The 13,908-nt window shown below is 50.5% G+C and carries 12 protein-coding genes; 3 read left to right on the plus strand and 9 right to left on the minus strand.

The annotated features are described in order from the left end of the window. Positions 1–100 precede the first annotated feature (100 nt). From ACJJID_RS10055 to ACJJID_RS10080, 6 genes are all read right to left on the minus strand, one after another. Positions 101–1,363 (minus strand): patatin-like phospholipase family protein, encoded by a 1,263-nt coding sequence (locus tag ACJJID_RS10055; protein ID WP_444919378.1) that lies wholly within the window; start codon positions 1,361–1,363, stop codon positions 101–103. 167 nt (positions 1,364–1,530) lie between these two features. Then, a complete protein-coding gene (locus ACJJID_RS10060; RefSeq protein ID WP_444919379.1) occupies positions 1,531–2,544 on the minus strand; it encodes a YhdH/YhfP family quinone oxidoreductase in 1,014 nt (337 codons plus the stop codon). Positions 2,545–2,598: 54 nt separating this feature from the next. Continuing rightward, on the minus strand, positions 2,599–3,750 hold the full coding sequence (gene sohB, locus ACJJID_RS10065; RefSeq protein ID WP_444919380.1) for a protease SohB: 1,152 nt from the start codon (positions 3,748–3,750) through the stop codon (positions 2,599–2,601). A 48-nt stretch (positions 3,751–3,798) separates the two neighbouring features. Continuing rightward, positions 3,799–4,449: a cation/multidrug efflux pump gene (locus tag ACJJID_RS10070; protein WP_444919381.1), complete on the minus strand. Its 651-nt coding sequence runs from the start codon at positions 4,447–4,449 to the stop codon at positions 3,799–3,801. 45 nt (positions 4,450–4,494) lie between these two features. Further along, on the minus strand, positions 4,495–5,310 hold the full coding sequence (nudC, locus tag ACJJID_RS10075; protein WP_444919382.1) for an NAD(+) diphosphatase: 816 nt from the start codon (positions 5,308–5,310) through the stop codon (positions 4,495–4,497). A 20-nt stretch (positions 5,311–5,330) separates the two neighbouring features. Then, positions 5,331–7,040, minus strand: coding sequence for a hypothetical protein (locus ACJJID_RS10080; RefSeq protein ID WP_444919383.1), 1,710 nt, complete (start codon positions 7,038–7,040; stop codon positions 5,331–5,333). Between the two features lie 375 nt (positions 7,041–7,415). On the opposite strand from ACJJID_RS10080, the gene nhaB reads away from it, so the two are divergent. Continuing rightward, positions 7,416–8,951 carry a sodium/proton antiporter NhaB gene (gene nhaB / locus ACJJID_RS10085; RefSeq protein ID WP_152454081.1) on the plus strand — a complete coding sequence of 512 codons (1,536 nt, stop codon included), beginning with the start codon at positions 7,416–7,418 and terminating at the stop codon, positions 8,949–8,951. Positions 8,952–9,062: 111 nt separating this feature from the next. Here nhaB and dnaQ read toward each other — a convergent pair whose 3' ends face one another. From dnaQ to ACJJID_RS10100, 3 genes are read right to left on the minus strand one after another with little or no spacing between them, the layout of a single operon-like run. After that, the gene (dnaQ, locus tag ACJJID_RS10090; RefSeq protein WP_444919384.1) at positions 9,063–9,791 is read right to left on the minus strand and encodes a DNA polymerase III subunit epsilon; all 729 of its coding nucleotides are present in this window, start codon (positions 9,789–9,791) and stop codon (positions 9,063–9,065) included. 19 nt (positions 9,792–9,810) lie between these two features. Then, positions 9,811–10,242, minus strand: a complete 432-nt coding sequence (rnhA, locus tag ACJJID_RS10095) for a ribonuclease HI (protein WP_444922625.1) — start codon at positions 10,240–10,242, stop codon at positions 9,811–9,813. A 51-nt stretch (positions 10,243–10,293) separates the two neighbouring features. Beyond that, positions 10,294–11,082: a class I SAM-dependent methyltransferase gene (locus ACJJID_RS10100; RefSeq protein ID WP_152454083.1), complete on the minus strand. Its 789-nt coding sequence runs from the start codon at positions 11,080–11,082 to the stop codon at positions 10,294–10,296. A 234-nt stretch (positions 11,083–11,316) separates the two neighbouring features. On the opposite strand from ACJJID_RS10100, the gene gloB reads away from it, so the two are divergent. After that, the gene (gene gloB / locus ACJJID_RS10105; RefSeq protein WP_444919385.1) at positions 11,317–12,099 is read left to right on the plus strand and encodes a hydroxyacylglutathione hydrolase; all 783 of its coding nucleotides are present in this window, start codon (positions 11,317–11,319) and stop codon (positions 12,097–12,099) included. 201 nt (positions 12,100–12,300) lie between these two features. After that, positions 12,301–13,857, plus strand: coding sequence for a LysM peptidoglycan-binding domain-containing protein (locus ACJJID_RS10110; protein ID WP_444919386.1), 1,557 nt, complete (start codon positions 12,301–12,303; stop codon positions 13,855–13,857). Positions 13,858–13,908 lie beyond the last annotated feature (51 nt).

Consider the following 13,908-nt stretch of genomic DNA (forward strand, 5'->3'; position numbering starts at 1 on the left):
TGTTGAATCTTAAAAGAGACGAGCAACACAATCACAACGAATTTCCGTTAGATTAGAAAAAATGAGCACCTTTGAAACCCCTTTACGAAACCAAAAGATGTTAGGAAATATCTCCTTGCCCGATCTGATCCTCTGTTCCTTTCTTTCGGACCCCGAAGAGACCTTTTCGCTCAACCTCAAGCCTGGGTTGCGGCCTCAAAAAATAACGTAATTTATCTTTCTCCCACATTGCGTCCTGGTAGCCGAGTTCTATCAATTCTTCGATATAGGGCCTCTCAAAAAGCAAATAACTCGCCGCAGAGACCCCGCCTCCGGAACGGGTTGCCCCGGTGGAGCGAAACAACCAGCGCAACGCCGGCGGTAGGTACTTTAATTTTCTCCCACCCAGCCTGGCCAGACTCTGTGAGGGTTCAATTACGACCGATTCCACCGGTCGCAGAGGGGACAGATCCGCAAACTTATCTTCATCGACAGAATCCAGCAAGGTATTGACCCGATCCATATGCTCAAGGTCACCCTCCAAGCTGTCAATGAAAGCCGCATTGAACCACTGAGCGGCAATTTGGGCCATTGAAGGAGAGTGAACCTGGTTATCGCTACGTCGACTGCCCCAGTGAACTGGCGACCGGTTATCGGAAACACCAACAATAAAAACCCGTTTGGCACCAAGATGGAGCGCTGGGCTAATAGGTGCCATCTGGCGAATTGCGCCATCACAGTAATATATATCATTGATTTTTACTGCGGGAAATATTGCAGGAATTGCTGCAGAGGCCAATAAATGATCTACGGTCAACTGCGTGGAAATTCCGAAACGGCGAAAGCGCTGCCAGCTTCTTACGCCATCGGCAGCCTGATAAAAGCTGACCGATTCACCTTCGCTATAGGAAAGCGCATTAATACAAGTTGCATGCAGGTGGCCCGCATCTATATTTTTTTGAATATTATTAAAATCGATTACGTCCCCGAGCAGCTTACGCAAAGGGGAATTATCGAGTAGTGCGAGAGGTTTTTGTCGACCCACCCCCTGGTTGAACAGTGACCGACTGATCGACAACAAGTTACTAAAAAGGCTAAACCAGCTGGTGCGATACACCCGCTCCACACTCAGGCTCATCCACACAGAGCACATGCTCTCAATCGCTTCTTTAAATGTGCCAGGATGGGCCGCCAACATCATGGCATTCATAGCGCCAGCTGATGTACCACAAATGATTCTAAAAGGCCGGGGATTATCTTCGGGCACCACTTCTGCCAAGGCTTTGAGAACACCAGCCTGATAAGCGGCACGGGCGCCGCCACCCGAGAGTACTAACGCACTGTTCTGAACAGGAACCAGGGACTTTTCGCTACCTTTAGACACTGTAATCTTCCAACAGAAACAGGCTATAAATCATGCTATTGGCTTTAAGGCTATTGAAAAGCGCAAGCACAGACAAATACCATTACTAATATACAGTGACACAGGACAACCAATCACCAGCCCGGCCGCAGTTATCTAGGAAGCCTCTGAACTATTCCGCAATGTCTCTAAAGAGCCATATTGACAACGTAGCGACCAATACCATGTCCTCGGTGGAGCCGCGCAAGGAATTCAGGCGCCTGCTCTAGTGATATATCCTCAGCAATAAGTTTTAACTTGTCACCGATATACCAAGGACCAGCCAACTTTTGCCATACAGCGGATTTGTTCTCTATTGGCAACTCCACACTATCGACGCCCAGTAGACTGATGCCGCGCAAAATAAAAGGGAAAACGTTGGCATGAAACTGAGCACCAGAGGCCATACCGCAGGCCGCCACGCCACCACCATACGCCAGAGATTTCACCACATTGAAAAGTGTTTCTCCGCCGACGGTGTCTATTGCCCAAGCCCATAAAGGCTTGGCCATAGCCTTATTGGCAAATGGCGCAAGAGTATCTCGATCAAGAACCTTCCAGGCACCCAATTCGGTGAGGAAGTCAGCCGCTTCAAGCTTGCCTGTAACCGCAGCTACACGAAAGCCCAACTTAGCGAGGAGAGCGACCGCAATTGAGCCCACCCCACCTGTAGCGCCCGTGACCAATACCTCACCATCTTCTGGTGTAGCACCGGCTTCCAAGAGGCGGTCAACACAAAGGGCCGCAGTGAGCCCCGCAGTGCCCAGTGCCATTGACTCCCTATTGCTGAGCCCTTTTGGAAGAGGCAGTGCCCATTTGCAAGGGATAGCGATAATCTCCGAGAGCCCACCGGGCGTATTCATGCCCAAATCATAACCTGTGACCAGCAATTCGGCACCTGGGGCAAAAGTACCACTGTGGTCTTCTAGCACCGTGCCAACCGCATCTATCCCAGGAGTATGCGGATACTCTCTGGTAATACTGCGGTTGCCAAATGCAGACATGGCATCCTTATAATTCAAAGAAGAATAAGAAACGCTAAGTAACAAAGGATTGCTCGGTAAATCACGAATGTGTCGATTTACCAGAATCTGGTCAAACTTCCCGGCGGCAACCTCTTCCACACGAATCGCTCGAAACTCCCTGTCCAGAAAGTTTTTCATGCCTGCATTATCCTAATGACAGATTTTCCGTTAGGTTGCCCTATCAGCATTCCATTACTGAGCGTGGTGACGCCAAGCGGTTAATTTTGAGAATAGACGTGTCAAGGCCGACTCTACACCTGCCTCAGCTGCCAATCCCATTTTCTTGGCGATATTTTTCTTTTCTTTATATTCCACCTGGAACAGGTCCGCATGTTTTGCACAATCTGTCAGGTATTCATCGGAGGTTTTCAGCTCATCCACCAGCCCCATTGCGAGGGCTTTTTGTCCGAACCAAACCTCTCCTGTCGCCACCTTGGCGACATCGAGTTTGGGGCGATATTCGCTGATAAAGTGCTGGAAAAGTACGTGTATTTCCTCCAGATCACTCTGGAACTTCTCACGTCCCTCTTCGGTATTTTCCCCAAACATAGTGACTGTGCGCTTGAATTCACCTGCAGTGAAAAGCTCATAGTCCACATCGTGGCGTTTGAGCAAGCGATTAAAATTAGGCAGTTGCGCCAATACACCAATAGACCCGAGCATAGCGAAAGGCGCAGCAAGAATTCTATCTGCCACACAGGCCATCATATAGCCCCCACTGGCCGCAACCTTATCAACCGCAATGGTGAGCTGAATGCCCGCACTTCGGACCCGGGCCAACTGACTTGCCGCTAATCCGTAATTGGCCACCATTCCCCCAGGGCTTTCCAAGCAAAGTAATACTTCATCACCCGCTTCAGCCACTTGTAGAATAGCGGTTATTTCCTCACGCAAGTGTGATAGGCCACTGGCTTTGATGTCACCATTGAAGTGGGTTACGAAAATTCGTTTGCGTTCACCCGTCGAGTCAGCAGCTTTTCCGGTCTGTTCAGAAGCTGTATCTCTCTGTGGCTCTATTGTCTCAGCCACTGAGCTATCTCCCTTGGACGCTTTCTCTTTCGCCGCTGCTTTATGCCGCTTAACCAGCGCTTTCTCTTCAGCTTTTTTCTCTTTAGCAAGCTGTTTTTTACGCTGATTAAATTCGTGTTTCTCCATCAAAGCTTCGAGCAGAGTCTCTTTAAACTGCTCATAGCGATCATTCAAGCGAGTAACACTAATATGTCCCTGCACCCTTTCCTTCAGTTGCTCACGATTAGCAAAAATAAATCCCACAAATACCATCAGGGCTACGATAACGGTAACAATTTTTGCCAAGAAAAGGCCGTATTCAATTAAAAATTCCACTTATACTCCAGATTGCTGCCATGCAATTTTGATAATTATTAAGCCGCCCTACTGCCAACCATCTAAGGCAGAGGTCGCCTGCTGATTTAATGGACGCGCCAATAAGCCACCGTGACTGATACGCACTTCGTAAACTGCACCATCTTCCATGGGCAGAAAGGTTGCGCTTCCATAAACCGCGTCAACGAAAGGAAGATTTTTATCAAAGCCACGCACAAATTGCCAAATATCGACGCCATAATTGGTGCCATCAATTTGATGTACAGAGCGTTCACGAATTCGTTCATCTTGCAAAGTAAGGTAGCGGCCGCTCAGGCGATCCAATCGGTAAGCAGGTTCAATACCCCAGCGCGCCAAAGGCCCTTGCCACTTCAACATACGAGCATCCAGTTGCCATTGGTCACCGTATAATTCAAACTTTTGCGAAATACCATCGGCATCGGAAAATTTCACTTCAAACTGCTGCTCAGCAATTTTTCTAAACGACACGATGCCGACACTGTGCTCATTGGCTAGGTTTCGATAACTGTATACATCTGCTGCAACCAGAACGATCCAGAGCGCTAAACCAAAAAAAACCAGCCCAACAGAACCCCGCAAAAACCCCATCACCCAAGTGCCCCCCAACAACACTCTCGCGCCCCAAAAAACGAGGAGCAGCGCTACTATAGCTATTAGGAAGGTAATCACGATATACATGTCGATATTTAACTCCTCTGTGCTAATTCTGCAGGAACAGAAGGCTTACGACTTCTTTCCAGCTGTCATTAAGTTGGAAAAGGTATGGATCAACTGCCCGGATAAAGTTTGCACCGGTGGAATGGCGGGTAGTGAACGATAATGAAACCACTGCGCCTCCTCAATCTCATTCGGATCAGGGCAGAGCTCGCCCCCCTGCCACTCAGCCAAATATCCCAACATCAACTGACCGGGGAAAGGCCAAGGCTGACTGCCGACATACCTAAGGTTTCCAACTTCAAGTCCGACTTCTTCCCTGACTTCCCGCTTCAAAGCTTGCTCAGCACTCTCCCCTGGCTCGATAAATCCAGCCAGTGCGGTATAAGTGATATTTCTACGATTGGCGTGACGGGCCAGCAGACATTCCTCCCCGCGGGTCACCAACATAATGACGCAGGGAGAAATTCTGGGATAAACCGTCAACTGGCAGTTTGAACAGGTCCTAGCGCGATCAATGGAATGGTAATGTGTTGGCGTACCGCAACGTCCACAAAAACGGTGATCGCGATCCCAGTAGGCGACCTGTAATGCCCGCCCAGCCAGGGCAAATAAATGCTCCTCGGTAGCAGTGAGCAAACTGCGCAGATTTCGCCAGTTGTGCCCCCGAATCTCGAACTGAGCAGATAAAACTCGTACGCCGCAACTGTGGCCGCCTAACTCACCGAGATAGTGGCTTGAGATAACAGCCTCAGGCGGCAGCAGACCTGCCTCGTGAATAAACTGATCTCCAATACAGAGAACCAGACCCTCTGCCACAATAATTTGCTGGGAAAACTCCGGGGCTTCCCAAACATTTGCGGCGGGCTCAAAGCGATCTACCAAAAAGTGACTCCTTTCTCCAGCTAGGCCGCTTCTACAGGGCAACCCAGTGCTGCCAAGCTTTCCACCGCAAGATTCAATGATTGAACATCTGCCTGGCGATGCAGTTTTACTTCACCGAGATAGTATTCCAGGCTGATAATCGCATCGGCAAAAATATCCAGCAGCTGCTCAACTTCGGGAGCAGCATCATGCCGATCCACTACGATTTCCACAAAATTCAGCAACCCCTCAACTACTGCTGCAGCACGGCGAAGGTTGAGTACGATCAAGCCGCCCCGAACGGAATTCAGAGTGGTGGAGACATTGCGAATATGGCCGTGATCAAAGCCTGAATCGGCATAAGCAGCCAGCGCCCTCTTAATTAGGGCAAGTCCCGCTTCGGCCTCCTTAAGCACCGCAACTTCAGCCTCGGCCAGTTGGCTGTGCTCAAAAGCAATATCAGCGTGACCGTATTCATCGAGGTCAATACTGGTGCTCTGTTTCAAGGCTCGCACAGTGCTGTCCACCATCAAGACTTGGCCTGTGAGTTTCTGTAGCGCGGCGTCTGCAACAGAACCGCCAGCACCGGCTGCACTCTGGTACTCAGCTACGGCATTGCGCAGGCTCTCCCCAATTCGCCGGAAGTTAAGCATTTGCAATGTTCCGGCGACTCTCTGCAGGGTACTGGTGAGGCCATCATCCTCATCAAGACCTGATACGCCGATCATCTCGATATCATCCAGCATTCGTCGCACGCTGGACAACTCCTCATCCAGAGCACCGGCAACGGCTGAAATAGCAGTAGCACCGGGGCCGCCGAGGCTTGCCCGCTCTCTTTCCAGCTCATCCTCAGTGTAATCAAGCTCTTCCGCAGAGAAGGCTTTGAGTAGCTTTGCCCCACTTTCATCGGGTCGAGAAAGGGCCAACCAATAGATACACTCTTTTAACAGGATCGGCGGTGCCGGTTGATCCAAAGCCGTATCACACTCTTTTTGCAATGCCCGCAACCAGCGATCAAACATGCTGAAGACCATCACCCGCGAACGGCTGATACGCATTTCAGCAGCAGCCATGCCGCCGAGGGCTGCACCGGCTACCAACCATAGACGCCCATTAGGGCGGCCCGTTGTAATACTAGCGATGCGCTCCAGTGCCCGCGCCATCATGGTAAAAGCCGGCCCCCTGGGCTTGCCGCGTAATAGTGCCAGCAAACCCACTTGGTACATATGGCGAAACCTACGCACAAAACTGCGCAAATCCTCAGACATTACTGCCGATGCCCCTAGGCCAGGTAGCGAGGCACTGAGGTTACAGCGGTAAAAATGGCTCTCCGGGACAGGGGGCTGGGAGCGCGCTGCACGTAAATTATTAATAAAAGGTATTAGTAGTTCGGGGCGGGCGATCGCCCGGCTCTGTACAAAATCAAGATAGCGGCCGAGTACATAAAAGCCCGTACCTAGGGCTTCCATCAGTTCTTCCGTAGGCTGTTGGCGCCCCTCTAAAACCTCGGTTAAAGCGGCGATCTTTTCCTGCGTTAGTAATTCACCCGCGTGGAGTTGCACCATCTGCAAGACCCCACTCACTTGCCTGAGAGCAGAAATACACTGCTCCAGCGACTGTTTCTGGGTGGTATCTGCTGCAAATTTATCCAGGTGAGCGGCAGCATTGTCTATCGCAACAACCAGCTCGTCCTTGACTACATTGACAGAAGTGATGTTGATCTTGCGCAATTCACTTTTTGCCTGCACCACTGCATTCTTCCTGTAACCGAACAAAAAACAACCAACTCAAAAAGAGTAGGCCTAATAAACGGCAATTTATACCAATAGTGAAAAGAGTCCACCTTTCCTCAGACAATTTCCACCGAATATTCGACAAAACTTCTGGCAATAAGGCAACGACCCTTAAATTACTTGAATTTTCCAGAAAACCCAGTAGCGTTTGCTATTTTGATACTTTGATATTTGCGTCTGTACGCATTTTGTTCTTGCGCACAAAAAACAACCAACACTAGAAATATTGCCGCAAGAGGAAGAGACATGGTAACCGGCCAGATCATTGCCATGCACCATTCCCTCCCAAGACTCCAATTTGGCCCAGAACTGGGTAAACCATGGAAGTAAAAGATGAATACCTACAACAATGCAATTACGGCTTCCGGAAACGGTTTTGGGAGAGCCTTTGCTGAGAACTTTCTCGGCGAAGCCCCTGACTGGTACAAACTAACCATCGCCGCCTTCCTGCTATTAAATCCACTCATACTCTATGTCAGCAGCCCCTTTGTCACCGGCTGGGTATTAATCGGAGAATTTATCTTTACCCTAGCCATGGCCTTAAAATGTTACCCGCTGCAACCCGGAGGCCTGCTTGCCATTGAGGCCGTCCTAATGGGTATGACCAGCACCGATGCGGTTTACCACGAAGTGGTAGAGAATATCGAAGTTATTTTGCTGCTGATGTTTATGGTAGCCGGCATCTACTTTATGAAGAGCCTGCTGCTGTTTGTCTTCACCAAGATCTTGATCCATGTAAATTCTAAAAGCCTGCTGTCGCTATTATTCTGTGCCGTAGCAGCTGTGCTTTCTGCCTTCCTGGATGCGCTCACCGTAACCGCTGTATTGATTGCCGTTGCTGTAGGCTTTTACTCGGTCTATCACCGAGTTGCATCACAGCAACCCCACCACCACCATGGCCACGACCACTCCAACGATGAGCAGGTTGTGGAGTACCACCGCGAGGACCTTGACCAGTTCCGAGCCTACTTGCGCAGCCTGATCATGCACGGTGCCGTAGGCACCGCACTGGGGGGAGTGTGTACCCTGGTAGGCGAACCACAAAACCTCCTGATTGCTGAGAAAGCCAGCTGGGATTTCGTACAGTTTTTCCTGCAAATGGCTCCAGTAACTATCCCCACCTTAATCGCGGGCCTTGTGACCTGTGTGCTTTTGGAAAAGATCAAACGATTTGGTTACGGCGCCCAGCTTCCCCTCGCAGTTAGGGAAGTTTTAGTGAATTTTTCACGAGAAGAAGAAAGCAAGCGTACCAGCGCACAAGTCGCCGAGCTCTGGGTTCAGGGCATTGTTGCCCTGATGCTGGTATTCGCCTTAGCGTTTCACGTTGCTGAAGTCGGTATTATCGGTCTGATGATTATTGTTTTACTGACTGCCTTCAATGGAGTGGTTCAGGAAGCTCGTATTGGTCACGCTTTTGAGGAAGCTCTGCCGTTTACCGCACTTTTAGTGGTGTTCTTTGCGATCGTTGCAGTCATCCATCAGCAGGAGCTGTTTGAGCCAGTGACTCACTTCGTATTGTCGCAAAAGCCGGAACAGCAGCCGGGTTTGTTATTTGTCGCTAATGGTATTTTGTCCATGATCAGCGATAACGTGTTCGTAGCCACGGTATATATCAATGAAGTTAAATCCGCTCTCCTTGCAGGCGAAATTACCCGAGAGCATTTTGACAAACTAGCCATTGCCATTAACACGGGGACCAACTTACCAAGTGTCGCCACTCCCAATGGCCAGGCAGCTTTCCTGTTTCTTCTAACCTCCGCTCTTGCTCCGTTAATTCGCCTTTCTTATGGCCGCATGGTTCTTATGGCCCTACCCTACACACTGGTTCTCAGCACGGTTGCGCTACTTTGTGTGATTTTCGCACTGTAGGGAGTAACTTGCCGGCTAATAACCAGATTTAACCGGCAGCCTCAAGATGGTGGTCCAATGAAGTGCAGACAACCATCAATAAAAAAGCCCGCAAAGCGGGCTTTTTATATATCACCAGAAATGTTTTCCGGCGGATTTCTGCAGTAGCTCAAGCATGGACAAGTGTGCCTCCTGCTCTTGTGCCGAAGCTTGGATTACTGTGAGGCGGGGCCGGCTTTGGGATAGCCTGCGGATGACTGCGGACTTGACCTCCCCCTGTGCCTGCTCACCTTCCTCAGACTTCTGCCCATCACCTCCCTGAGCCAAACCTAGATCAGTTTGGCCGCCAGTCATCATCAAATAGACGTCGGCGAGTATCTCCGCATCCAGGAGGGCGCCATGCAGATCACGCTGGGAATTATCGACAAAATAGCGCTTACAAAGTGCATCCAGGTTATTCTTTTGTCCTGGATGCTTTTCTCGTGCCAGAGCCAAGGTATCGAGCACACTGCAATGCGCATTTACATGCTGCCAACGTGAACTGCCCAGCAACTTTAACTCGGCATTGATAAAGCCAACATCAAACGGCGCGTTGTGAATAACGAGTTCAGCGCCCTCACAGAAAGCCATAAAGTCATCGGCAATCTGGGCAAAGACTGGCTTATCAGCAAGAAACTCATTGGTAATGCCGTGAACTTCTATCGCGCCGTCTTCAACCTGCCGCTGCGGATTAATATATTGATGATAGTGGCGCCCAGTGAGCTTGCGGTTTTCAAGCTCTACACAACCAATCTCAATAATCCGGTGACCGTTCTTGGGATCTAGACCGGTGGTTTCAGTATCCAGTACAACCTGGCGCATGGTTCACTCCCAGTTAGAATTACAGCTCATCTATACCGCGGTTGGCCAGCTGGTCAGCCCTCTCATTACCGGGATGGCCCGCATGCCCCTTCACCCAATGCCACTCCACCTGATGCTTGGCAACACCTTCGTCTAACTGCTGCCAGAGATCCGCATTTTTTACTGGCTTTTTATTCGCTGTCTTCCAGCCATTCTTTTTCCAGTTGTTGATCCAACCGGTGATCCCCTGCCTCAGGTATTGAGAGTCGGTATGTAAATCAACCTGACAGGGCTGTTTCAGGGCTTCCAACGCCTTAATCGCAGCCATTAGTTCCATGCGATTATTGGTGGTATGAGACTCCCCCCCACATAATTCTTTTTCGTGTTCCCCGTAAACCAGCAGGGCTCCCCAGCCTCCTGGCCCGGGATTGCCGCGGCAGGCGCCGTCGGTGTAGATGGTAATTTGCTTCAAAATCAATGCCAAAAATTGGAACAAAACGACTTCCAGGTGACCCCACCATGGTTATCGCTTCTGATGCTTTTCCCGTGCAGCCACACGAGGGCTTGTAGGTGTTGCCACCAGGGCAGGCTTTCGCTCAGTGCGCCAATCGATCTTGATTGCCCGCACCCGTGCCACTTCTTTGCGCGCGACTATGATGTAAAACCCCCCCCAAGGCAAGCGTAAGCGGGTGGCCAGCCGCTCCATCCAGGCAGTCTTGGCGAGGAGCTCACGCTGCTGCAATGGCAGGCGAAAAAAGCCTCGATGCAGCTGTTCAGCCTGGAGATCCAGCAGATTCATCCAGTCGGCGACTCTGGCCGCGCGCAACTGGTTACCCTTTTGATAGGCGCCACGGGAAAACAACAAGCGTGACAGACCCAGCAGGGAAAAGGGGTTGAACCCCATCAACAGCATATGGCCACCAGGTATTAAAACCCTGGCCGCCTCGCGTAATACCTGGTGAGGATGAGTAGAGAAGTCCAACAAATGATGCAATACGACCACATCAATCGATTCAGAAGGAAGGGGTAACTGCTCCAACTCAACAATGGCCGCTCCCTTCTGCTCAGGGCTCACCGCCAAGCGGAAACAGTGATTAATCCGACTGGAAGCAGCAAAATCCACTGCATCGGTAACCCCCGCCTGCAACAGATGGTATCCAAAGAACCCCTCGATCAGAGGCTGGGTCAAGGCCAGTTGCTGGGAAAGAATTTCCTGCCCCAGACTGCTTGAAAACCAATGGGATAAAGCTGGACTGGCTTTGCCCAGTTGCGATGCTTCTATTGATACTCGAGATCTGGACTTATCAGTCATTCAGTCTCCTTATTTAATCCCCTTACTGACTAGGTAAAACCAAACTTACAATCCTGGGTTTTTAATAGCCATCTCTTATTAGTGAGTTCTGGGTGTCAGGGAGTTTAACATCACATCAAACTTTCATTTCCAAGTCACCAGGGAAAGCATATAACCTGGTAATTACCCCACTCCACATCTTTCCCTTAATATCCATGGTATCGTTCCAAGATTGAGTTGGCAGGCAGGACTAAGATGCTCTCCGTAACCCCTATACCCGCGTTGAGTGATAACTATATCTGGCATCTTGAGAAAGATGGTGAGCACTGGGTTGTCGATCCAGGTGAAGCTGAACCCGTTATCGATGCCTTACAGGGTAAATCCCTTAATGGCATATTAATCACTCACCATCACTTTGATCACACCGGTGGGATTAAAGCGCTACAGAAACACTATGGATGCCCGGTATTCGGGCCCGAATCCATCAAGGGCGTGACCAATCCAATTGCCGGCGGAAATACTTTTTTACTGTTGGGACTCCCGATGGAGGTCTGGGATATCCCCGGCCACACTTTGGACCACCTGGCAATAATTCTGAAAGAAGAGTCTCCTGACGGCAGCCTGCAACCGCACCTCTTCTGCGGCGACACACTTTTTGCCGCCGGCTGTGGTCGTATATTTGAGGGAACCCCAAAGCAGATGCTCAACTCCCTACAAAAGTTAACCGGCCTGCCAGAACATACCCTCGTATATTGTGCGCACGAATACACTCTCGGCAACCTCCGCTTTGCCCATACCGTAGAACCGGGCAATAGCGCCGTTAGTGAACGGCTGGCCCAGAGCCAAATCCTTCGGCAGGCTGGTGAAGCAACTCTACCATCCACCATCGCTAAAGAGCTGGCAACAAACCCCTTCCTGCGCTGCCATGTTGCCGAGGTTGCGCAAAGTGGCGCCCACCACCTAGGCCGGAATACACCTGAGCAACTCGATGAAGTCGAGATATTTGCTAGCTTGCGCGACTGGAAAGACCACTTCTAAAAGGGGGAAGTAACGCCATCAATAAGGCCTGACAACTTATCAATACAAAAAACTGTCTGTTTTTTATCCATCTGCGTTGACCGAAACTATTTCCGCTAATTAGAATCAGAAGGCTATGATCCAATGCTCAGTGTTAGCAAAAAATAAGCGCCCCCGCGCGTGCTGAGCGGGAATTACAAGAATTACTCGCGGATACCAAACATGGTTCACAAGAATTTTGCCGCGGCATTGCTAGCCGCTACGGTTGGCGCCTGCTCGCAAATACCAGAGACGGGCCCATCTCCCGATAGCGAAAACCATCAGGCACAAGAAGCCAGCCCTGCGAACGACCTTGCGCCCCTCTCAGAGAAATCAGCAGAGGCAGCACTTCCCCCTACAGATATTTGGGATCGCCTACGCAGAGGATTTCGCCTCAACCACCGTATTGAGGACCCCAAGGTACAGGATTACATTGCCTATTTCTCCCGCAATGAAGGCTATATGTCTCGGGTTACCGAGAGATCACGCCGTTATATTTTTCATGTTGCAGAGGAGTTAGAACAGGCAAATATGCCACTCGAGCTCGCCTTGTTACCAATCGTGGAGAGCGCCTACGATCCTTTTGCTTATTCTCATGCCCAAGCTTCTGGAATGTGGCAGTTTATTCCCGCAACCGGTCGCTCTTTTGGCCTTCAGCAAAACTGGTGGTATGACGGCCGCCGAGATGTACACGAATCCACCCGTGCAGCCGTAAAGTACTTTAAATACTTATACGAGCGTTTTGATGGTGACTGGGAACTTACTCTGGCGGCCTACAATGCCGGAGAGGGCACGGTACGCCGTGCAATCGAGCGTAACCGCCGTAAAGGGCGAGGGACTTCCTTCTGGGAGATCAAGCTACCCCGCGAAACAAAACGTTATGTGCCACAACTACTCGCACTTGCCGAGGTAGTATCACGCCCGGATCATTACAAAATTCCTCTCCATGATGTCGCCAACGAGCCCTACTACGCTCGAGTAAATGTTGGCAGTCAGATAGACCTTGCCCAGGCTGCAGAGCTCGCCCAGATCGAACTGGATGAGTTATATCTGCTCAACCCCGGCTTTAACCGTTGGGCGACAGATCCCAATGGTGATCACCACTTGCTAATTCCGGTTAAAAGCCTTGAGCACTTTGAGACAGCCCTAAACGACTTGCCGGTAGAACAGCGAGTTACCTGGGAGCGCTACACCATTGCCCGCGGAGATACGCTCTCTACCATCGCGCGACGCTACCAAACCACCATTACAGCCATCCGCGAAGCCAACAAGCTGCGGAGCAATAATATTCGCGCAGGTAAAACCTTGCTGATTCCCAGCGCTTCCGGCCCTTCAGGGCAATATGCGTACACTGTGGATCAGAGGGTAAAACAACGCCAACCCTCAGGCCGAGGACAGAAATCAAACTACACGGTACAGCCCGGTGACAGTCTCTGGGCAATTTCCCGCAAGTTAAAAGTGAGCGTGAAGGAACTCGCTCACTGGAACAGCATGGCACCCGGGGATACCTTACGCCCAGGCCGAACACTGGTCGCCTACAATGGGAACTCAACCAGTAGTAACCGTACCACTCGCAAACTCTCTTACCGAGTGAGAAGTGGCGACTCTCTCTACCGGATTGCCAATAAGTTCAGCATCAAAATCGATGATATTTTACGCTGGAACAAAATCCCCAAGTCGAAATATCTACAGCCCGGCCAACGCTTGACTCTATTCGTCGATAGTGCCCACAACAGCTAGCCCAACGATCTAAAGGTACTTTTGTACTAATAAAAAACCCAGCTTTTGCCG

It is taken from the genome of Microbulbifer sp. CnH-101-G (assembly GCF_052466775.1).